Source organism: Rhizobium sp. PvP014 (assembly GCF_017876855.1).
Taxonomy (GTDB): Bacteria; Pseudomonadota; Alphaproteobacteria; order Rhizobiales; family Rhizobiaceae; genus Neorhizobium; species Neorhizobium soli.
Map to the genome: position 1 here is coordinate 1,698,773 of NZ_JAGIOT010000002.1, position 19,197 is coordinate 1,717,969.

The following is a 19,197-nucleotide window of genomic DNA, read 5'->3' on the forward strand; positions in this document are numbered from 1 at the left end:
TTTCGGAAAACGCGGGCATATCCCCGATCGACATTTGCGTTGCGACGCGTTCACCCTACCTTAGGCGCCTAGGCCATGAATTGAAGGAGACGATGACAGATGAGCGCCGAATTCGGTCCGTACGTGCAGATGGGTAAGCTTGCTCAGGTGATGGCCCACCAGTACCAGAAGGACACCAACCTCGCTTTGGCGCCCCTGCTGTCGCATTACATGGACGAGGTCGAGGTCAACGTGGCCGCCGACAGTTTCAACCACTCCGGTTTCATGAACAATATCCGCGGGCCGCTCAAGGTCACGGCTGACGCAACGACGGACGAGCGGCGCAAGGCGTTCCTGCAGGCCGTCGTGGATGCGCTCCAAGAGCGCATGCAGCGCGTATAGGCCCTGCCGCAGCAGGATTATTCCAAGATTGAGCTCATAAAATCTGATGCAACGCGCCTTGTCGCGCACGTGCCGGCGTTGCGCTATGCACAGCGCGGATGGTCGTGGAAGACGGACGGGCTGCCGTCCCGACACGGTTTCGGCACGGCTGTTAGGCGGACGATCGGCCTTAACAACCGCCCTGATCACCTCGCCAGTTCACGAATCGACATACTTGGACACGCAAAATGAGTTCCCATTTCCCGTTTTTATGGTGCACTAGGTCTCAAAGATATTCGAGGGATCGATTCCGGTCCTTTTTGAGAGAGTTTGCGCCATGGAAAATCCGATCCCCCTGAAACGCATTTCCCAAAATGTCGTCTTTCGCAAAGGTGACGTGTTTGTTCTGTTCGGCGAGCTGTTCGGGCGCGGTTACGCGACCGGGCTGATCGAAGAGGCCAAGCGTGCGGGCATGAAGATCGTCGGCATCACCGTCGGGCGCCGCGACGAGAACAACGCGCTGCGTCCGCTGACCGATGACGAACTGCAGGCTGCGGAAACGCAGCTCGGCGGCAAGATCATCAACGTTCCGCTGATGGCGGGCTTTGATCTCGACTCACCGGCCGGCACGCCGACCCCGACCGATCTTCTGGCCGATATGACGCTCGAAAGCTGGCAGACCGACAAACTGGACTGGGATCACATCGAGGCATGCCGCACAGTCGGCGTGGAGCGCTTCCGGGATTCGCTGACGAAAGTCATGGCGATCCTCGAAGACATGATCCCGGCCGGCAAGAATGTCTTCTTTGCTCATACGATGGCGGGTGGCATCCCCAAGGCGAAGGCTTTCCTCGTCATTGCCAACCGCATCTACAAGGGCCGCGGCGCCCGCCACATGTCCTCGCAGACACTGCTCGACAGCGACATGGGCAAGCTGATCCTTGCAAACTTCGACGAGGTTTCCGCCAACACCTATCACCACCTGATCGATCTCAGCACCGCCATCCGCACGCGGATCGAAGCAGCGGGCAACCAGGTGCGCTACACGGCCTATGGATATCACGGCACCGGCATCCTGATCGGCGACGAATATCGCTGGCAGACCTACACCAACTACACGCAGGGCTATGCCAAGATGCGCCTTGAGGATGTAGCGCGCAAGGCTTGGGCCGATGGCATCAAGGCGACCGTCTACAACTGCCCGGAAATCCGGACCAACTCTTCCGACGTGTTTGCCGGTATCGAACTGCCGCTCATCCCTCTCCTTCTCGCATTGAAGAAGGAAGGCGGCGGCGCCTGGGCTGAAGAACTGTGGCAGGCCTGCCAGGAGCGCCTGGCAGACGGCTACACGGTTGAAGACACGCTGCAGAAGATCATCGATCTTCAGGCAGACGAAGTCATGCAGCCCTTCTACGATTTCAAGCGTTGGCCGATGCCAAACAGCCAGGGCCAGTCCGATCTCACCATCGGCACCTCGGCCGAGATCACGCAGATGCACAAGGACAGCAAGGTTCTGATCAGCGATCTGCTGAGCACGCTGGTCGTTGAGGCAACCGGACAGCTGATCTTTGCGGAAACCTCGAACCCGACCGGTCCTGTCGTGTGGCTCAACCACGACATCGTCGCCCGCAAGCTCAATTCGACCCATGAGTCGAATGCGGATGCAGGCGTGACCGAAAAGGTCAGAATGCTCGCCTGAAAAAGGCCGCTGCACTCCATCGTGCCCGCCGACCCCGCGTCGGCGGCACCATCGATGCAAAGATACTCCCTGACCGTCGCCCGGCATCGCTTTGCCCCTCAGGCCCTAGTCCGGGTCTTGCCCTGACGGTTGCTCCGGCCTACCAAGCCTTGAACGATCAACCACCCTTGATCCGTCTAAGACGCCGGATGGGTGAGCCATGGAAACCGTGATGGCAGACGAGGACAGGCAGACCACATCCGGCGAAACGATTACTCTTTACGAGGCGATCGGGGGTGATGCGACGGTTCGGGCCCTTGCGGCGCGCTTCTACACCCTGATGGATACGCTGCCGGAAGCTGCGCGCTGCCGGGCCGTTCATCCGCAAAGTCTGACGGGAAGTGAAGCGAAGTTCTATGACTATCTGACCGGCTATCTCGGCGGCCCGCCCGTCTATGTGGAAAAACACGGGCACCCTCGCCTTCGCTCGCGCCATTTCGGGGCTGAGATCGGACCGGTGGAGCGCGACGAATGGTTGCTGTGCTTCCGCCGCGCCATGGACGAGACGATCGCAAGCCCGGCCCTGCGCGACATCATCTGGCCGCCGATCGAGCGGCTGGCTCATCACATGCAAAACAGGGAATAGAGCCTTGGCGAGACTCGATAAACTGCGGCCGTTCATTCTCTTTACGAGCGGTCTGATGGGCGCCTGCGGCGTAGGCCTTGCGGCTGCCGCAAGTCATGGCGGCGATACGCTTTTGCTCGGGTCTGCCTCGATGATGTGCCTGGCGCACGCGCCGGTGCTGCTCGCTCTTTATCTCGGACATCAGCAGATCCGCACAGCGACGCTGGCCGGTCTCATTTTGGGCCTTGGGACGATCGTGTTTGCGGGTGATCTGGTGGCGCGTCATTATCTCGGAAGCCGACTGTTTCCGTTTGCCGCGCCACTCGGCGGCAATCTTATGATTCTCGGCTGGCTCGCAATCGCGATCGGAGCGTTTTTGCGCGCCGAGGACCGGCGCTAGACCGTCCGGGTTTGGCTCGAAGGTATCGATCTCGGCAAAGCCGTATCCTGCGAGCGGTCCATCGCGAGCCGGTAAAGCTCGGTCACCATGCCGTCGCCGCTCTGTTCGGCGAGCTTGTGCAGGACCGCCATCGCGTCGAGATCGCGCCCCTCGCGATCGAGAATAGGCTGATCAGGATAACCTGTTTTCATCATTGCGATCCTTGATTGTCTGCAGCGCCCGCTCAAGGCTTGACTTCGACCCGTTGCGCAAGGGGATGAAGGTGACGCCGAACTTCTTGCATCCGGTCTTTACCCGCAGACACGCATCGTGGCTGATACAGTCGATCGGGCAGAACACGCAGTCAACCGAGGGAAGCACCGTATCGATGCGGGAAACCGCCTCGCGCAACCCACCGTCGTGATGGATCAGTTCCGCGCCGTGGCGGGTGGCGATGGCGCGCAGATGGGCCACCTGGCAGTCCCGGCCGCCGACATAGAGAAAGCTGCGGATGTCGACCACTTCCCCGCCGATCCCGGAGGCGCCATTGGCAGCGCTGCGGTTCGAGGATGCCGCAGCATCGGATGCGGCATTTCCGCCACTCGTGCTTTTCCGCTTCTGTTTCTTCGCCATGATGCTCTCCGTATTGGGCCGGAATAATTCGGGGCAAACCCCGTCGTTGGCGAACCATATGAAACTTGAATTTAAGAGTAAAGATTAAAGTCGACTCTCTCACTCATATTAATTTACGGGCACAGCCCGCGTCGTTCTCGACTGACACGCGCGCCGAATGGCAGTTTTTCTGCTCACGTAGCGTATGGCAGCAGACCGTGGTTTTTCGGGGCATCGATAGGCGAGGCCGGCGTCGGCTTACAGCTCGATCAACGAAGCCTCGGGATTCATAGCAGTTTTAGCGTACCCTATACTGAGCATTTGCTCAAAACCGAGAATAAATTCAAACCTTAGCGTGTACTGTCAGTTTTCGCCCAAGTCCGGACAAATATTCGCCCGCTATTTTAACCAGCGATTAGCGCAATTACGGCAATAGCTTAGGTGGGCGTCCTCGCGCATGCCGAGAATTGGCGGGTTGGGATGTATTGTTGGGCAAGTTGAAGTGGTGTGCACTATGGCAATTCGGGATATGGCTATTTCGAAGAAACTCGGCCTCGTTACCGTCGTAATGGGCCTTTCTTCTCTTATTATTGCAGGCGTTGCGGGAAGCGGGCTCTATGGCCTGCAAAAGGCAATCATTTCAGTCGGCGCGCGTGAAGAAGTCGCTCGTGAAGCGATGGATCTGCGGGTCGACATTATCGCAATTAGCCGCATGACCTATCAGTTGGCCGCGGCGCCGGACAAAGCCAAGGATTTCCGCATCGACGCCGAAAAGCGCGCCGGCGAAATGCTGGCCCGCCTGCCGAAGATCGAAGCAACCGCAGACGCTGCCGAACAGGATCAGCTGAAGACGGTGAGAGCCGCCCTCGACAGCTATTTCGTCTCGATCCGCAGCATGGTGGACACCGCCGAAAAGAATGCAGCCGACACCGCCGCCATCTCGGCTGCGCTGAAAAAGGCGCTGGATGGCCAGAAGGTCGTCACCGACTCCGTCAAGGTCTACAGCACCTATTCCGGCAAGGAACTGGCTGTGGCCCGCGAAGAAGCCGTTGCGTCCTCGACCACCGCCATGCTGGTTTCGGCGCTGTCGGCCCTCGCCTTCATCATCATCGGCGCCACGATCAGCACGATCGTCGCACGCCGTGGCATCGTTCGCCCCATCCGCGAGCTGACCGAAGCCATGACCCGCCTTGCCAAGGGCGATATGAACATCGATGGCGTCGACGCAAGCCGCGGCGACGAAATCGGCGCGATGGCCCGCGCCGTCGAGGTATTCCATACCAACGCTGTCGCCATGACCGACCTCAAGGCACAGGAAGCAGCCCTTCACGAGCGTTCCAGCGACCTGCAGACGTCGATTTCGAAAGTTGTCGCATCCGCTGTCGCCGGCGATTTTTCCGGCCGCATCCGCAAGGACTACCAGAACGAAGACCTCAACCGCTTTGCATCGGGCGTCAACCAGCTGGTGGAAAGCGTCGACAATGCCGTCACGGAAGTTCGCCGCGTCATCGCAGCGCTTGCCGATGCCGACCTGACCCAGAGCATGAACGGCCAGTTCCAGGGTGCGTTTGCCGAGCTTCAGACCAACGTCAACTCGACGATGGACCGTCTGAGCGCCACCATGAGCAACGTGCGCGGCGCAGCCGGCACGATCAATGACAACTCTGCCGAACTGTCTTCGGCGGCAAACGACCTCTCCAAGCGGACCGAGCAGCAGGCTGCAGCGCTTGAAGAAACGGCAGCCGCCCTCGACGAGATCACCACGACGGTGCGTGCCGCCTCTGCCCGCGCCACCGAAGCCCGCGACATGGTCTATGAGACCAAGCAGAGTGCGGCAAAGTCGGGCGAAATTGTTCGCAGCGCCGTCACCGCCATGAGCCGCATTGAAGACAGCTCGACGAAGATCAGCCAGATCATCGGCGTCATCGACGAGATTGCCTTCCAGACCAACCTGTTGGCGCTGAACGCCGGCGTCGAAGCCGCCCGTGCTGGCGAAGCCGGTCGCGGCTTTGCCGTCGTCGCTCAGGAAGTGCGTGAGCTCGCCCAGCGCTCCGCCAATGCGGCAAAGGAAATCAAGACGCTGATCAGCGCCTCGGCTTCCGAAGTCGCAGGCGGCGTTTCGCTGGTGCGCTCGACCGGTACAGCACTTGTCGAGATCGAAAGCCTGGTCAACAAGGTCAACGAACATGTGGAATCCATCGCCACGGCTGCCCGCGAGCAGTCGACGGCGCTGGCCGAGATCAACTCCTCGGTCAACCACATGGACCAGATGACCCAGAAGAACGCCGCGATGGTGGAAGAAACGACCGCTGCAAGCGAGACGCTTGCAGCCGAAAGCCGCCAGCTTCAGGCGCTTCTCTCCAACTTCAAGCTGGAAGGTGGCAGCGATCTCGGCGGCATGGCACGCCGGATGCGCGCGGCCTGATAAAAGCCTGGACAATCAGACCGTAAAATCCCGGGGGCAGCGATGCTCTCGGGATTTTTCAATTCGAATCGGCCATCCGGCGATGGCCCGCAACGCTCAGCAGGGTTTCGGCCCCTGTTCCGGCTTGGTGTCGACCAGCGCACTGCTCACTGCTTCTTCATGATACCAGCAGTGGTCCTGCACCGCGACCGGGTAGGTCCCGACCGGCACCGTGGCGCCGTTCTCAAGACGGATCCGTGGCGTCAATGGAAATTGCAGGATCTGCGCTGTCTCACGATGGATGCCAATAACCATCCTATCGCCTCCTCCTCAATGCGCACTCAAACGCATACCAACCAGAGATATGCACATTTTTTGTGCTTTCTGCACTATTTTACATCATTTGCCTGTTCGGCGCTAGGCACGAATGAAAGCAAACGAGCTCGGGGCGATATAGTTTCGTCGGCGGAACTCAGACGCGAAGCAGAATTCCTTGTTTCAAGACCCCCGGTGGGTGTGCGAAAAATCGATTGATTTTCAAACGGGCTGGGATGATGGCGTTACAGTCGTCACCCGCAGACATGTAAGCCCGGCCAATCATACGACTTTTTTATCGGGATTTTCGGGCAACGACAGAAACTGGCACGGTATGTGCGTTCTATGTCTCATGCCCGGGATGCAGCGCTTTCGCGTCGCAGTCTCTGGATGGCTCAACCATGAACACCACGGCCTGAGAGATAAAATATGACCAAGTTTAAGCTCGAGTACATCTGGCTCGACGGTTACACCCCCGTCCCGAACCTGCGTGGCAAGACGCAGATCAAGGAATTCGACACCTTCCCGACGCTGGAACAGCTGCCGCTGTGGGGCTTCGACGGTTCGTCGACCAATCAGGCCGAAGGCCGTTCGTCCGACTGCGTGCTGAAGCCGGTCGCCATCTACCCGGATCCGGCCCGCACCAACGGTGCGCTGGTCATGTGCGAAGTGATGATGCCTGATGGCGTTACCCCGCACGCGTCCAACAGCCGCGCGACCATCCTCGATGACGAAGATGCATGGTTCGGTTTCGAACAGGAATACTTCTTCTACGAAGACGGCCGTCCGCTCGGCTTCCCGGAAAGCGGCTACCCCGCTCCGCAGGGTCCGTACTACACGGGCGTCGGCTACAAGAACGTCGGTTCGGTTGCCCGCGAAATCGTTGAAGAGCATCTCGACCAGTGCCTCGCAGCCGGCATCAACCACGAAGGCATCAATGCCGAAGTGGCCAAGGGCCAGTGGGAATTCCAGATTTTCGGCAAGGGCTCCAAGCGCGCCGCCGACCAGATCTGGATGGCCCGCTACCTGCTTCTGCGTCTGACGGAACAGTACGGCATCGACATCGAGTTCCATTGCAAGCCGCTCGGAGATACCGACTGGAACGGCTCCGGCATGCACTGCAACTTCTCGACCAAGTACATGCGCGAAGTGGGCGGCAAGGAGTATTTCGAGGCGCTGATGGCGCAGTTCGACAAGAACCTGCAGGACCATATCGACGTCTACGGCCCGGACAACCACCTGCGTCTGACCGGCAAGCACGAAACGGCTCCGTGGAACAAGTTCTCCTACGGCGTTGCCGACCGTGGCGCCTCGATCCGCGTGCCGCATTCCTTCGTCAACAACGGCTACAAGGGCTACCTCGAAGACCGCCGTCCGAACAGCCAGGGCGACCCCTACGCGATCGCCTCGCAGGTTCTGAAGACGATTTCGGAAGTGCCGCTCGCGAAGTCGGCTGCCGCCTAAGATAAAGCGTCCTCCCAAGGACAACGAAGACGCCGGCCTCGCGCCGGCGTTTTTTTTGTTTCGGGGGTTCTGCACGTGAGGCTTTCCCGGCACGCTCCCCTGGATCGGCACCTCTCCGCCCTCAGGGCTCAGGGCTCACCCCTATCCGCCCTCATCCCCCTCTCCGCACCCTGAACCCTCTCCACACCCTAATCCCTGTGCTCGTCACAGGGATCCAGCAGCGTCGCGTCCGCGGCGCGGAAGGGTCTTCTCAGCCCAAGGACTTCGGCTGACTGGATTCCTGTGACGAGCACAGGAATGAGGGAGTGTGGGAGGGCCGCTCGCGAAGACGGCTGCCGCTTGTGATCCCAAGTCGGCTGTCGCTTAGGACGCTGGAGCCATTGCCGCTTGAGGCGCAAAAGCTCTCTCCACCCTCATCCCTGTGCTCGTCACAGGGATCCAGCAGCGTCGCGTCTGCGGCGCGGGAAGGCTCTCCTTAGCCCAAGGACTTGGGCAGCCTGGATTCCTGTGACACGCACAGGAATGAGGGAGTGTGTGAGGGGCGCCTCGCCAAGACGGCTGCCGCCGGAGATGCAACATCGGCCGCGCCTGTGACGCAAAGTCCTCCAGGAAGCCCTCAAACCTTCAGCCCCTCCAGAAACAGCCCCTCCAGAAATCTCGCCGCGTCCTCGAAACGGTCCTCGCCGTCCTGGTCCTGGCCGAGGACGGCGCGGACCTGGACGTCGAAATCGGCGTAATGTTGCGTGGTGGACCAGATCGAGAAGATCAGGTGATAAGGGTCGCAGGTGCGGATCTTGCCGGCTTTCGACCAGGCGCGGATGACGCGGGCCTTTTCGTCGACCAGGTCTTTCAGCGGGCCTTTCAGTTCGTCCTCGATATGCGGCGCGCCCTGCAGGATCTCGTTGGCGAAAAGACGGCTTTCGCGGGGGAAATCGCGCGCCATTTCGAGCTTGCGGCGGATATAGGAGCGGATTTCCGATGCAGGATTGCCCGTGGCGTCGAAAGCCCGGAGCGGCTCCAGCCAGGTGGAGAGCACCCGGTCGATCAGCTGGCGGTGTATCGCTTCCTTGGTGCGGAAATAATAGAGCAGGTTCGGCTTCGACATGCCAGCCGCCTCGGCGATCTGGTCGATCGTCGTGCCGCGGAAACCGCTGACCGAAAACACCTCGAGAGCGGCCTCGAGAATGACCTCTTCCTTCTCCTCCTGGATGCGGGTGCGCCGCTGCGTTTTCGCCGCTCGTGGAATGGCCATCCGTATCCTGCCTTGCAGTCCCAAACGCTGATCCAGATTCGTATCACGAGGCCCATTTTCAGGGCATGTGGCGCGAAAATAGGCGAGTATTTTTCGTGATTTACGGCTTGAGTGGCGGTCGGGACATTGTATGTTTTACCAGTCGGTCAAATTATCGATCACAGACAAAACAAACGCAATGCCGATGTTTCAGATCGTGCAAACGTCGGTCTGGAACGCGGCTCAAGCAGGCATAACGGGTAAGGACAGGATGATGGCGGCAGCACCGGGCGAGAACATGCGTGTGAACGGCGACCGGCTGTGGGACATGCTGGAGGAGATGGCAAAGATCGGCCCCGGCATTGCCGGCGGCAACAACCGCCAGACCTTGACCGACGAGGACGGCGAAGGCCGCCACCTGTTCAAGCGCTGGTGCGAAGACGCCGGCATGACAGTCGGCACCGACAAGATGGGCACGATGTTTGCGACCCGCGCCGGCACCGATCCGGATGCGCTGCCGGTCTATATCGGCTCCCACCTCGATACCCAGCCGACCGGCGGCAAATATGACGGTGTGCTCGGCGTGCTGGCGGGGCTCGAAGTCGTGCGCTCGATGAACGATCTCGGGGTGAAGACGAAGCATCCTGTCGTCGTCACCAACTGGGCGAACGAGGAAGGTGCGCGGTTTGCGCCGGCCATGCTCGCCTCCGGTGTGTTTGCCGGTGTTCATTCGCTCGACTACGCCTATAGCCGCAAGGATCCGGACGGCAAGACCTATGGCGAAGAGCTGAAGCGGATCGGCTGGCTGGGCGACGAAGAGGTCGGCGCCCGCAAGATGCATGCCTATTTCGAATATCATATCGAGCAGGGCCCAATCCTCGAAGCCGAGCAAAAACAGATCGGCGTCGTTACTCACTGCCAGGGCCTGTGGTGGCTGGAATTCACGCTGACGGGAAAGGAAGCACATACCGGCTCGACGCCGATGGACCGCCGCGTCAATGCCGGGCTTGCTTTCGGCCGTATTCTGGAACTGGTGCAGGACGTGGCGATGGCGGAGCAGCCGGGCGCTGTCGCCGGCGTCGGCCAGGCGTTTTTCTCGCCCAATTCCCGAAACGTGCTGCCCGGCAAGGTCGTCTTCACCGTCGACATGCGCACGCCGACGCAGGAAAAGCTCGACCGGATGCGGGAAAAGATCGAGGCGGGCGCAATCGAGATCTGCGAAGAGCTCGGCGTCGGCTGCGCGGTGGAAGCCGTCGGTCATTTCGATCCGGTGACCTTCGATCCGGTTCTGGTCGGCCGGGTGCGCGATGCCGCGGTCAAGCTCGGCTACAGCCACCTGGACATCATCTCCGGCGCCGGTCACGATGCGTGCTGGGCATCCAGACTGGCACCCTCGACGATGATCTTCTGCCCCTGCGTCGACGGCGTCTCGCACAACGAGGCCGAGGAGATCTCCAAGGACTGGGCCGCCGCCGGCTGCGACGTGCTGCTGCATGCGGTGCTGGAAACGGCGGAGATTGTGGCGTGAGGAGATCCGAGCTACACTCGACGCCGGCAACAAAAGCGGAGCCAGCCGCATGTCACCCGCACCGGAAATTCTTGTTTTCAAGCATCGCCGCGCCGTCAGCGCGACGGGCAAACGCGCGTGCGACGAGGTTCGAGCCATCGCATTGAGCTCGACGCGGAAAACTCGTCCATAGCGCGGCAATGCGCCAGCAGTGACAGGAGGCAATGACATGGGCAGGCCACGGGAAGTCTCTGAAGAAGAACGCGCCGAGCTGATCCGCAAGGGCTACCGGCCGATCGAGGTTTGGGTGCCGGACTTTACCAGCGAGGCTTATCGATTGCGGGCGGCCCTGCAGGCGAAGGCATCGGCAGAGGCGGATCGCAACGCTGGCATCATAAAATTCACTGACGAAAGCCCTGCTGACGACTGGGAGAAACCGTGAACCTGAAAAGAGGCGACATGGTCACGGCGGCGTTTCAGGGTGACCTTGGCAAGCCAAGACCCGCGGTCATCGTCCACGCCGACGAGTTTATCGAAGGCCACGTCACGCTTCTCCTATGCCCGCTGACGACGTTTCTCTCTGACTCTCCGGATTTTCGACCGACCCTGACGCCCTCGGCGAGTAACGGGCTGCAGGCAATATCCCAGATCATGACCGACAAGCTGACCCACCTCAGAAAGGCGTCGATCCGTCAGATCATCGGGCATCTCGGTGACGACGAGATGCAGCGGCTTGAGAGTGCATTGATCAGTATTATCGGACTTCGGCAGTCGGTGCTGCCGATCGCCACAATCAAATAAGGGAGCGAGCCATGACCACCATCATCAAGAACGGCACTGTCGTGACAGCCGACCTCACCTACAAGGCGGATGTGAAGATCGAAGGTGGTCGTATCGTCGAGATCGGGCCGGATCTCCGGGGCGAGGAAGTCCTGGATGCGTCAGGCGCTTACGTAATGCCGGGCGGGATCGATCCGCATGTGCATCTGGAAATGCCCTTCATGGGCACCTATTCGGCCGACGATTTCGATAGCGGCACACGCGCGGCGCTTTCGGGCGGCACCACGATGGTGGTCGATTTCTGCCTGCCGGAGCCGGGTCAGTCGCTGCTTGATGCGCTGAAGCGCTGGGACAACAAGGCGACCCGCGCGCACTGCGACTATTCGTTCCACATGGCGATCACCTGGTGGGGCGAGCAAGTGTTTGACGAGATGAAGGCGGTGGTGCGCAACCACGGCATCAACACGTTCAAGCATTTCATGGCCTACAAGGGCGCGCTGATGGTCAACGACGATGAGATGTTCGCCTCGTTCTCGCGATGCGCCGAGCTTGGCGCCCTGCCGCTCGTGCATGCCGAAAACGGCGATATCGTCGCCGCCATGCAGCAGAAACTGATGGATGCGGGCAATGACGGGCCGGAGGCGCATGCCTATTCGCGGCCCGCCTCCGTTGAGGGCGAAGCGACCAACCGTGCCATCATCATCGCCGATACCGCCGGCGTTCCCCTCTATGTGGTGCACACGTCCTGCGAACAGGCGCATGAGGCGATCAGGCGCGCGCGCCAGTCCGGCATGCGGGTCTATGGCGAGCCGCTGATCCAGCATCTGACGCTCGACGAGAGCGAATACGCCCATCCGGACTGGGATCATTCCGCCCGACGGGTGATGTCACCGCCGTTCCGCGACAAGCGCCATCAGGATTCGCTATGGGCGGGCCTGGCGTCCGGTTCGCTGCAGGTGGTAGCGACCGACCACTGCGCCTTCACGACGGAACAGAAACGCACCGGGCGCGGCGATTTCCGCAAAATCCCGAACGGCACCGGCGGCCTTGAAGACCGCCTGCCGATGCTGTGGACCCACGGCGTCGAGACCGGCCGCATCACCATGAACGAGTTCGTGGCAGTCACCTCCACCAACATCGCCAAGATCCTCAACATCTACCCGAAGAAGGGCGCGATCCTGGTTGGAGCCGACGCGGATATCGTGGTGCTCGACCCTAAGGCATCGAAGACGATCTCAGCCGCAACCCAGCAATCGGCGATCGATTACAACGTGTTCGAAGGCAAGCAAGTGACCGGCCTGCCGCGCTTCACGCTGTCGCGCGGCAATGTCGCCTATGCCAATGGCGAGATCCGCACGAAGCCGGGCGACGGCAAGTTCGTTTCCCGCCCGCCGTTCCCAGCCGTCAGCAAGGCGCTGTCGGCCTGGAAGGAGATCACCGCGCCGCGCAAGGTGGAACGCTCCGGCATCCCGGCATCAGGCGTATGAGCGGTTTGATGACAGCGATACCCGATGAGGCGGAGGCCCGTGGCTCAGTCCACCAGCGCGTCCAGTTCCGGCAGCAGGACCACGCTTTCCTGCTCGTTGGGATCCGTGCGCGCGATGATCGCGGTGCAGGGCGTGCCCGACCGGTTGGCCGGCAGATGCGGAACGCCGGCCGGGATGTACATCAGCTCGCCCGCATGCAGCACGACGTGGTTCTCCAGCCGGTCGCCATACCAGGTGTCGGCGGAGCCGGAGAGCATGTAGATCGCGGTCTCGTGGGTCTCGTGCAGATGCGCCTTGGCTTTTGCCCCCGGCGGAATGGTCAGAAGATGCATGCAGATGCCCTTGGAGCCGACCGTTTCGGCCGAAATGCCCTGCACATAGGTGAGGCCCTGCTTGCCGTCATAGGCAGCGTCGGGCCTGACGATACGGCAGGTCGGTCTTGATGACGTGTCCATTGAAATTCCCCCTCTCCAGCGGAGCCGCGGCCGCCTTCATGGCGCCGACGGCCGGATGTGCAGCTCCATGATACCAGAAAACCCGGCCCTTCAAACGATCAGCCACGCTTACGACGGAGCGCGCCCATGACCTACTCCGTCGTTTCCGCGAGAAATCTCGGCCTCACCTTCGAGACCGGCGACGGGCCGGTTCATGGGCTGTCTGATGTCGATCTCGACGTGAAGAAGGGCGACTTCGTCTCCTTCATCGGCCCCTCCGGCTGCGGCAAGACAACGTTTCTGCGGGTGATCGCCGATCTGGAACGGGCAACCTCGGGCGAAATCCTCGTCAACGGCATGACGCCGGAGGAGGCGCGCAAAAGCCGCTCCTACGGTTACGTGTTTCAGGCGCCTGCCCTTTATCCCTGGCGGACGATTGAGAACAACATAGCCCTTCCGCTCGAAATCATGGGCTACTCGACGGCAGAACGCGCGAGCCGCATCGAGCGGACGCTCGATCTCGTCAATCTCTCGTGCTTCGGCAAGAAATATCCTTGGCAGCTTTCCGGCGGCATGCAGCAGCGCGCCTCGATCGCCCGGGCCCTCGCCTTCGATGCCGATCTCCTTCTTATGGACGAGCCCTTCGGCGCACTGGACGAGATCGTCCGCGACCATCTGAACGAGCAACTCCTGAAACTCTGGGAGCGGACGCAAAAGACCATCTGCTTCGTCACCCACTCGATCCCCGAGGCGGTCTATCTCTCCACCAAGATCGTGGTGATGTCGCCGCGACCCGGGCGGGTGACCGACGTGATCACGTCGACCCTGCCGAAGGAACGCCCGCTGGATATCCGCGAGACGCCCGAATTCCTGGCGATCGCCCACCGGGTCCGCGAAGGTCTGCGCGCGGGGCATAGCTATGAGGAATAGGGATTTGTACTCTTCTCTCACGCTGAAGGCTCGGTCTCTTCCGGCGGCAAAAGGCGTTCATTGGGAGATCTCAGCATGAACGCTGCCTTCCTGCTCTGGCTGTGCGGCGCCATGGCGACATTTCTTGCGGCGGCGACCGCCTCGCGCGCCTATATCGCCTCCAGCAACATCCTCCTTCTCCTGCTATCGCTGGTGCTCTACTGCGTCGGCAACCTGATGATGGTGAAGCTGATGCGCGAGGGCGGGCTGGGGCTCGCCATTTCCGTTTCGGCGATCGCGCAGCTGCTTCTCATCAACGTCATCGCCTTTGCCGTTTTCGGCGAGAAACTGACGCCGCAGCAGCTGGCCGGAGTCGGTCTAGGGGTCGCTGCCATGGTGCTGATGCTGGTGCCGATGGGAGCGAAAGGCTGATGCACAAGGAAACCCTGTTCCGTCACCGCATTCTCCCCGTCGCAACGGTCGTCCTCGTCATTGTCGCGATCTGGTATGTCGGCGCATATTTCATGAATGCGCCGTTCCAGCGCGATCTCGACCGGCGCGCCGGTGTCACCTCGACGCCGATGGAATTCCTCGGCAAGACGATGTCGCAGCCGAAGCCGATCCTGCCGGCGCCGCACCAGGTGGCGTCGAATGTTTTCGAGAACACGTTTCTGCGCAAGCTCAACTCCAACCGCAGCCTCGTCTATCACGCCTGGGTCACCCTCTCCTCGACGCTTGCGGGCTTCGGGTTCGGCACGCTTCTCGGCATCCTGATCGCGGTCGGCATCGTCCACGTGCGCGCGCTCGACCGCAGCCTGATGCCGTGGATCATCGCGTCGCAGACCGTGCCGATCCTTGCCGTCGCGCCGATGGTGATCGTCACGCTCGGCGCGATCGGGATTTCCGGTCTGGTGCCCAAGGCAGTGATCTCCACCTACCTCTCGTTCTTCCCCGTCGCAGTCGGTATGGTGAAGGGCCTGCGCTCGCCGGAACTGATCCAGCTCGATCTGATGCGCACCTATCATGCCAGCGCCGCACAGACCTTCTGGAAGCTGCGTGTCCCGGCCTCGGTGCCGTTCCTGTTTACCTCGATGAAGGTGGCGATTGCTGCAAGTCTCGTCGGCGCGATCGTCGGCGAGCTGCCGACCGGTGCTGTCGCCGGCATCGGCTCGAAGCTTCTGGCCGGCGCCTATTACAGCCAGACGATCGACATCTGGGCGGCGCTCGTGGCGGGCTCGGTGCTGGCATCGCTTCTGGTCGCAGTCGTCGGGATCGCCGGAAAGATCGTCAACCGCAACATGGGAGGAAAGCCGACATGAGCGCGCTGATGCGAACATCCCTCCTTAAGTCATGGCAGGGCCGGCTATCGCTGGCGCTGTCGATCGCGGCACTTGCGACACTTCCGCTCCTCGATCCCGATGCGGTGGCGCGTTTTGCACCGATGACGCTGTTTGCGATCTTTGCTCTGTCGATTGCAGGCGCCGTCGTGTCGTTTCTGCCCCTGCCGCCCCTGTTTCTCGCGGCAGCGATCTTCGTCTTCTGCCACCTGTCGACCGGCATCCTGATTTCAGGCCTTTCCGGAAACGAGGGCAAGGCGGCAACGGCGTATTTCCTGATGATCGCGGCCAACTGGCTGCTGGCATGGCGCTGCGTCAGCCTGTTGTCGGAGATCCGGACCCGTTCCAGGTTCGCGGATGGACTGCTGGGTCTCGCGATCCCCGCGATCTTCGGCGCGTGGCTGCTGCTCCTGTGGGAAGCGCTCACCCGCGGCTTCGGCGTGCCCTTCATCCTCCTGCCGCCGCCCTCCTCGATCGGACTGCGGATTGCAGCCTCGCTGTCGATCCTCTGGGCGGACGTCCAGCAGACCATCTTCAAGGCGGTGCTGGCGGGTTACATCCTCGGCTGCAGCGCAGGCTTTGTAGTGGCGATCCTTGCCGACCGCTTTGCGTTCCTGCGCGCCGGACTGATGCCGATCGGCAATCTCATGTCGGCGCTGCCGATCATCGGCGTCGCGCCGGTCATGGTCATGTGGTTCGGCTTCGACTGGCAGTCGAAGGCGGCCGTCGTCACCATCATGACCTTCTTCCCGATGCTGGTGAACACGGTGGCCGGGCTTTCCGCCTCCGGAACGATGGAGCGTGACCTGATGCGCTCCTATGCGTCGGATTACCGGCAGACGCTGATGAAGCTCAGGCTTCCGGCCGCCATGCCCTTCATCTTCAACGCGCTGAAGATCAATTCCACCCTGGCGCTGATCGGCGCCATCGTCGCGGAATTCTTCGGCACGCCGATCGTCGGCATGGGCTTTCGCATCTCCACCGAGATCGGGCGCATGAATGTCGACATGGTCTGGGCCGAAATCGCGGTTGCGGCGCTCGCCGGATCGCTCTTTTATGGCGTCGTCGCCCTTGCCGAGAGAGCAACGACATTCTGGCATCCGTCTAACCGTGGGGGTTAGTCGCTGACGATCCGCATCCCGAAAACGGGGGCGGCAACAAAAGAGGGAAACGACAATGAAAAAGATGATCATGGCACTGATGGCGGGAGCGTTCTCGCTTGCCGCATCCAATGCATTCGCCGCCGACAAGCTGACGCTGCAGCTGAAATGGGTCGCCCAGGGCCAGTTCGGCGGTTATTTCGTGGCCAAGGACAAGGGCTTCTACGAGGAGGAAGGCCTTGACGTGACGATCAAGCCGGGTGGTCCCGACATCGCTCCGGAACAGGTGATCGCCGGCGGCGGCGCCGACGTGATCGTCGACTGGATGGGCGGCGCGCTGGTTGCCCGCGAAAAGGGCGTACCGCTGACCAACATCGCCCAGCCTTTCGCCAAGTCCGGTCTCGAGCTGATTTGCCCGAAGGACGGCCCGGTCAAGACGGAAGCCGATTTCAAGGGCAAGACGCTCGGCGTCTGGTTCTTCGGCAACGAGTATCCGTTCTTTGCCTGGATGAACAAGATCGGCTTGAAGACCGAGGGCGGTACGGATGGCGTGACGGTTCTGAAGCAGAGCTTCGACGTCCAGCCGCTGATCCAGAAGCAGGCGGACTGCATCTCCGTCATGACCTATAACGAATACTGGCAGGCGATCGACGCCGGCTTCAAGGCCGAAGATCTGGTCGTCTTCAACTATACCAAGCTCGGCAACGACCTTCTGGAAGACGGGCTCTACGCTCTCGACACAAAGCTGGCCGATCCAAAGTTCAAGGAGAACATGGTCAAGTTCGTGCGCGCTTCGATGAAGGGCTGGAAATACGCGATCGAGAACCCGGAAGAAGCCGCAGAGATCGTCATGGACAATGGCGGCCAGGACGAGAACCACCAGAAGCGCATGATGGGCGAAGTGGCAAAGCTGATCGGCGACGGCAAGCTGGACATGGCGACCTACGAGCGCACGGTAAAGGCGCTGCTCGACCAGAAGATCATCACCAAGCAGCCGGATGGTGGCTACACGACCGATGTAACGACCGCCGCTCTTAAATAAGCAGGGCCTGATCGAGCCGATCTAACCTGCCGAAAACAGTATATGCCCGGCGCGCTGCCGGGCATATTTTATGGGGCGGTAACCATCACTGATCTTGGTCTTGGCATTTCCGCGAGCAGATTGATTTGCGGCGACGGAAGCCGTAAAAACACGGGACATGAATTTGTCGGGTGACGGACTTGTGGCGGCTTTGGGTCGTCACCACCTCATCAGGAACTGCGCAGGGAGGGGCGCGGATCCCGGACAGCGAAATAAAGACCCTCTGGTGCATCGGAAGTCGTCGCATGTTTCGCATTTCGTCAAAGCTCGCGTTGTTGGCGGCGTCCCTCGCCCCTGCCCTGATCACGCTCCTCGCCTTTCCGGCATTGGCGCAGCAAGCACAGCCGACCGCACCGCAGAAGAACCTTCCGTCGATCATCGTGACCGAGGCCAAAACCCGCCCGATGACCGATCGGGTCATCGCGACCGGTACGATCCGCCCGATCGAGGAAATCTACATCCAGCCTCTGGTCGACGGTCTCTCTATCCGCAGCGTCGATGCCGATGTCGGCGACGAGGTGAAGCAGGACGCGGTTCTCGCAACCCTCAACGACGACTCGCTCATTCTGCAAAAAAGCCAGCTTGAGGCAAACAGGGCCAAGGCCGAGGCCGGCGTCGCGCAATACAAGGCGCAGGTGATCGAGGCCGAAGCCAATCTGGCCGACGCCATCCGCCAGCGCGACCGCACCAGAAAACTCGGACAAAACGGCACCAGCAGCCAGAGCCAGGTCGAACAGACGCAGGCCCAGGTTGAAGTCGCCGAAGCACGGCTGAACGCGGCGAAACAGGCCGTTTCCGTCGGTGAGGCCGACGTCAAGGTCGTCGATGCGCAGATCAAGGACGTCGACCTCAACCTTGCCCGCACCGGCGTCAAAAGCCCGGTTGATGGCGTCGTCACGGCCAAGAATGCGCGGATCGGCGCGATTGCCGCCGGCGCCGGCGAACCGCTCTTCACCATCATCAAGGACGGCGCGATCGAACTCGTGGCCGATCTTTCGGAAACAGACATCCAGAAGGTGAAGCTCGGCCAGAAGGCGATCATCACCATTGCCGGCGGCACACGCAAGATCGAAGGCAAGGTGCGGATCGTTTCGCCCTCCGTCGATGCGACCACCCGCCTCGGCGCCGTGCATATCGTCGTCGATGACGAGAGTGGTGCCCGATCGGGCATGTATGGCAGTGCGGAGATCGTCATCACCGAAACGACGGCGCTGGCCCTGCCGCTCTCGGCCGTGACCACCGCGCCTTCGGGCTCGGTCACCCGCAAGGTGGAAGGCGACACCGTCAAGCAGGTCAAGATAGAAACCGGCATTCAGGACGGCGGCTTCATCCAGATCGTCAGTGGCATTGCCGAGGGCGACCGGGTCGTCGCCAAGGCCGGCGCCTTTGTGCGCGACGGCGACAAGATCAACCCGGTCCTGCCGGGCTCAAAGGCTGGCGCCGACAAGGCCGAAGCTGACCGGGCCCCGCCCGCCGCCGTTTCGAATTGAGGAC

General features: G+C 61.2%; 20 protein-coding genes and 1 pseudogene. 16 read left to right on the plus strand and 5 right to left on the minus strand.

The genetic code is table 11. From position 1 onward, the window contains the following. Positions 1 to 99 precede the first annotated feature (99 nt). The 4 genes from J3A65_RS12780 to J3A65_RS12795 all read left to right on the plus strand — a co-directional run bounded on the left by J3A65_RS12780 (position 100) and on the right by J3A65_RS12795 (position 3,063). Positions 100 to 381 (plus strand): hypothetical protein, encoded by a 282-nt coding sequence (locus J3A65_RS12780; protein WP_062455296.1) that lies wholly within the window; start codon positions 100 to 102, stop codon positions 379 to 381. 316 nt (positions 382 to 697) lie between these two features. Then, complete coding sequence (locus J3A65_RS12785) at positions 698 to 2,059, plus strand: hypothetical protein (protein WP_209901534.1); 1,362 nt, start codon at positions 698 to 700, stop codon at positions 2,057 to 2,059. 211 nt (positions 2,060 to 2,270) lie between these two features. Next, the gene (locus J3A65_RS12790) at positions 2,271 to 2,684 is read left to right on the plus strand and encodes a group II truncated hemoglobin (RefSeq protein ID WP_062457851.1); all 414 of its coding nucleotides are present in this window, start codon (positions 2,271 to 2,273) and stop codon (positions 2,682 to 2,684) included. A gap of 55 nt (positions 2,685 to 2,739) precedes the next feature. Continuing rightward, positions 2,740 to 3,063, plus strand: a complete 324-nt coding sequence (locus tag J3A65_RS12795; protein ID WP_082476311.1) for a DUF423 domain-containing protein — start codon at positions 2,740 to 2,742, stop codon at positions 3,061 to 3,063. Here J3A65_RS12795 and J3A65_RS12800 read toward each other — a convergent pair. Together J3A65_RS12800 and J3A65_RS12805 are read right to left on the minus strand one after the other, a co-directional pair. Beyond that, positions 3,060 to 3,257 carry a hypothetical protein gene (locus J3A65_RS12800; RefSeq protein WP_209901536.1) on the minus strand — a complete coding sequence of 66 codons (198 nt, stop codon included), beginning with the start codon at positions 3,255 to 3,257 and terminating at the stop codon, positions 3,060 to 3,062. The two genes, J3A65_RS12795 and J3A65_RS12800, sit on opposite strands and share 4 nt — an antisense overlap. After that, a pseudogene (locus J3A65_RS12805) lies at positions 3,235 to 3,561 on the minus strand (DUF2325 domain-containing protein); the annotation flags it as partial. The gene J3A65_RS12800 and the pseudogene J3A65_RS12805, both read right to left, overlap by 23 nt. A gap of 607 nt (positions 3,562 to 4,168) precedes the next feature. On the opposite strand from J3A65_RS12805, the gene J3A65_RS12810 reads away from it, so the two are divergent. After that, entirely contained in the window at positions 4,169 to 6,079 is a 1,911-nt protein-coding gene (locus J3A65_RS12810; protein ID WP_062582721.1) for a methyl-accepting chemotaxis protein, read from the plus strand. Between the two features lie 96 nt (positions 6,080 to 6,175). Here J3A65_RS12810 and J3A65_RS12815 read toward each other — a convergent pair whose 3' ends face one another. Continuing rightward, positions 6,176 to 6,373, minus strand: coding sequence for a DUF2735 domain-containing protein (locus J3A65_RS12815; RefSeq protein ID WP_062455286.1), 198 nt, complete (start codon positions 6,371 to 6,373; stop codon positions 6,176 to 6,178). Positions 6,374 to 6,802: 429 nt separating this feature from the next. Between J3A65_RS12815 and J3A65_RS12820 the strand changes: the two genes are divergently transcribed. Then, positions 6,803 to 7,837, plus strand: a complete 1,035-nt coding sequence (locus J3A65_RS12820) for a glutamine synthetase beta-grasp domain-containing protein (RefSeq protein WP_062455284.1) — start codon at positions 6,803 to 6,805, stop codon at positions 7,835 to 7,837. A 616-nt stretch (positions 7,838 to 8,453) separates the two neighbouring features. Here J3A65_RS12820 and J3A65_RS12825 read toward each other — a convergent pair. Then, the gene (locus J3A65_RS12825; protein WP_209901540.1) at positions 8,454 to 9,089 is read right to left on the minus strand and encodes a TetR family transcriptional regulator C-terminal domain-containing protein; all 636 of its coding nucleotides are present in this window, start codon (positions 9,087 to 9,089) and stop codon (positions 8,454 to 8,456) included. 253 nt (positions 9,090 to 9,342) lie between these two features. On the opposite strand from J3A65_RS12825, the gene J3A65_RS12830 reads away from it, so the two are divergent. The 4 genes from J3A65_RS12830 to hydA all read left to right on the plus strand — a co-directional run bounded on the left by J3A65_RS12830 (position 9,343) and on the right by hydA (position 12,842). Beyond that, entirely contained in the window at positions 9,343 to 10,596 is a 1,254-nt protein-coding gene (locus tag J3A65_RS12830) for a Zn-dependent hydrolase (RefSeq protein WP_209903497.1), read from the plus strand. Between the two features lie 208 nt (positions 10,597 to 10,804). Continuing rightward, on the plus strand, positions 10,805 to 11,017 hold the full coding sequence (locus tag J3A65_RS12835) for an antitoxin MazE-like protein (protein WP_209901543.1): 213 nt from the start codon (positions 10,805 to 10,807) through the stop codon (positions 11,015 to 11,017). Then, positions 11,014 to 11,376, plus strand: a complete 363-nt coding sequence (locus J3A65_RS12840; protein WP_342344761.1) for a type II toxin-antitoxin system PemK/MazF family toxin — start codon at positions 11,014 to 11,016, stop codon at positions 11,374 to 11,376. The genes J3A65_RS12835 and J3A65_RS12840 overlap by 4 nt, the downstream gene beginning before the upstream one ends. Positions 11,377 to 11,387: 11 nt before the next feature. Then, the gene (gene hydA / locus J3A65_RS12845; RefSeq protein WP_209901545.1) at positions 11,388 to 12,842 is read left to right on the plus strand and encodes a dihydropyrimidinase; all 1,455 of its coding nucleotides are present in this window, start codon (positions 11,388 to 11,390) and stop codon (positions 12,840 to 12,842) included. Positions 12,843 to 12,886: 44 nt separating this feature from the next. On the opposite strand, the gene J3A65_RS12850 is transcribed toward hydA, so the two are convergent. Further along, entirely contained in the window at positions 12,887 to 13,297 is a 411-nt protein-coding gene (locus J3A65_RS12850) for a cupin domain-containing protein (protein ID WP_113165702.1), read from the minus strand. Positions 13,298 to 13,423: 126 nt separating this feature from the next. On the opposite strand from J3A65_RS12850, the gene J3A65_RS12855 reads away from it, so the two are divergent. From J3A65_RS12855 to J3A65_RS12880, 6 genes are all read left to right on the plus strand, one after another. Continuing rightward, positions 13,424 to 14,206: an ABC transporter ATP-binding protein gene (locus tag J3A65_RS12855; protein WP_209901547.1), complete on the plus strand. Its 783-nt coding sequence runs from the start codon at positions 13,424 to 13,426 to the stop codon at positions 14,204 to 14,206. A 75-nt stretch (positions 14,207 to 14,281) separates the two neighbouring features. Then, the gene (locus J3A65_RS12860; RefSeq protein WP_113109907.1) at positions 14,282 to 14,617 is read left to right on the plus strand and encodes a hypothetical protein; all 336 of its coding nucleotides are present in this window, start codon (positions 14,282 to 14,284) and stop codon (positions 14,615 to 14,617) included. Further along, entirely contained in the window at positions 14,617 to 15,504 is an 888-nt protein-coding gene (locus J3A65_RS12865; RefSeq protein ID WP_209901548.1) for an ABC transporter permease, read from the plus strand. The genes J3A65_RS12860 and J3A65_RS12865 overlap by 1 nt, the downstream gene beginning before the upstream one ends. 8 nt (positions 15,505 to 15,512) lie before the next feature. Beyond that, positions 15,513 to 16,643 carry an ABC transporter permease gene (locus J3A65_RS12870; RefSeq protein ID WP_209903499.1) on the plus strand — a complete coding sequence of 377 codons (1,131 nt, stop codon included), beginning with the start codon at positions 15,513 to 15,515 and terminating at the stop codon, positions 16,641 to 16,643. Positions 16,644 to 16,698: 55 nt separating this feature from the next. After that, on the plus strand, positions 16,699 to 17,664 hold the full coding sequence (locus J3A65_RS12875; protein WP_062455262.1) for an ABC transporter substrate-binding protein: 966 nt from the start codon (positions 16,699 to 16,701) through the stop codon (positions 17,662 to 17,664). A gap of 284 nt (positions 17,665 to 17,948) precedes the next feature. Further along, entirely contained in the window at positions 17,949 to 19,193 is a 1,245-nt protein-coding gene (locus tag J3A65_RS12880; RefSeq protein WP_209901550.1) for an efflux RND transporter periplasmic adaptor subunit, read from the plus strand. Positions 19,194 to 19,197: the final 4 nt, after the last annotated feature.

Bases quoted from the DNA above. Each gene is read 5' to 3' on its own strand.
- J3A65_RS12780 (WP_062455296.1), top strand. From the start codon at position 100: ATGAGCGCCGAATTCGGTCCGTACGTGCAGATGGGTAAGCTTGCTCAG.
- J3A65_RS12785 (WP_209901534.1), top strand. From the start codon at position 698: ATGGAAAATCCGATCCCCCTGAAACGCATTTCCCAAAATGTCGTCTTT.
- J3A65_RS12790 (WP_062457851.1), top strand. From the start codon at position 2,271: ATGGCAGACGAGGACAGGCAGACCACATCCGGCGAAACGATTACTCTT.
- J3A65_RS12795 (WP_082476311.1), top strand. From the start codon at position 2,740: ATGGGCGCCTGCGGCGTAGGCCTTGCGGCTGCCGCAAGTCATGGCGGC.
- J3A65_RS12800 (WP_209901536.1), bottom strand. From the start codon at position 3,257: ATGATGAAAACAGGTTATCCTGATCAGCCTATTCTCGATCGCGAGGGG.
- J3A65_RS12810 (WP_062582721.1), top strand. From the start codon at position 4,169: ATGGCAATTCGGGATATGGCTATTTCGAAGAAACTCGGCCTCGTTACC.
- J3A65_RS12815 (WP_062455286.1), bottom strand. From the start codon at position 6,373: ATGGTTATTGGCATCCATCGTGAGACAGCGCAGATCCTGCAATTTCCA.
- J3A65_RS12820 (WP_062455284.1), top strand. From the start codon at position 6,803: ATGACCAAGTTTAAGCTCGAGTACATCTGGCTCGACGGTTACACCCCC.
- J3A65_RS12825 (WP_209901540.1), bottom strand. From the start codon at position 9,089: ATGGCCATTCCACGAGCGGCGAAAACGCAGCGGCGCACCCGCATCCAG.
- J3A65_RS12830 (WP_209903497.1), top strand. From the start codon at position 9,343: ATGGCGGCAGCACCGGGCGAGAACATGCGTGTGAACGGCGACCGGCTG.
- J3A65_RS12835 (WP_209901543.1), top strand. From the start codon at position 10,805: ATGGGCAGGCCACGGGAAGTCTCTGAAGAAGAACGCGCCGAGCTGATC.
- hydA (WP_209901545.1), top strand. From the start codon at position 11,388: ATGACCACCATCATCAAGAACGGCACTGTCGTGACAGCCGACCTCACC.
- J3A65_RS12850 (WP_113165702.1), bottom strand. From the start codon at position 13,297: ATGGACACGTCATCAAGACCGACCTGCCGTATCGTCAGGCCCGACGCT.
- J3A65_RS12855 (WP_209901547.1), top strand. From the start codon at position 13,424: ATGACCTACTCCGTCGTTTCCGCGAGAAATCTCGGCCTCACCTTCGAG.
- J3A65_RS12860 (WP_113109907.1), top strand. From the start codon at position 14,282: ATGAACGCTGCCTTCCTGCTCTGGCTGTGCGGCGCCATGGCGACATTT.
- J3A65_RS12865 (WP_209901548.1), top strand. From the start codon at position 14,617: ATGCACAAGGAAACCCTGTTCCGTCACCGCATTCTCCCCGTCGCAACG.
- J3A65_RS12870 (WP_209903499.1), top strand. From the start codon at position 15,513: ATGCGAACATCCCTCCTTAAGTCATGGCAGGGCCGGCTATCGCTGGCG.
- J3A65_RS12875 (WP_062455262.1), top strand. From the start codon at position 16,699: ATGAAAAAGATGATCATGGCACTGATGGCGGGAGCGTTCTCGCTTGCC.
- J3A65_RS12880 (WP_209901550.1), top strand. From the start codon at position 17,949: ATGTTTCGCATTTCGTCAAAGCTCGCGTTGTTGGCGGCGTCCCTCGCC.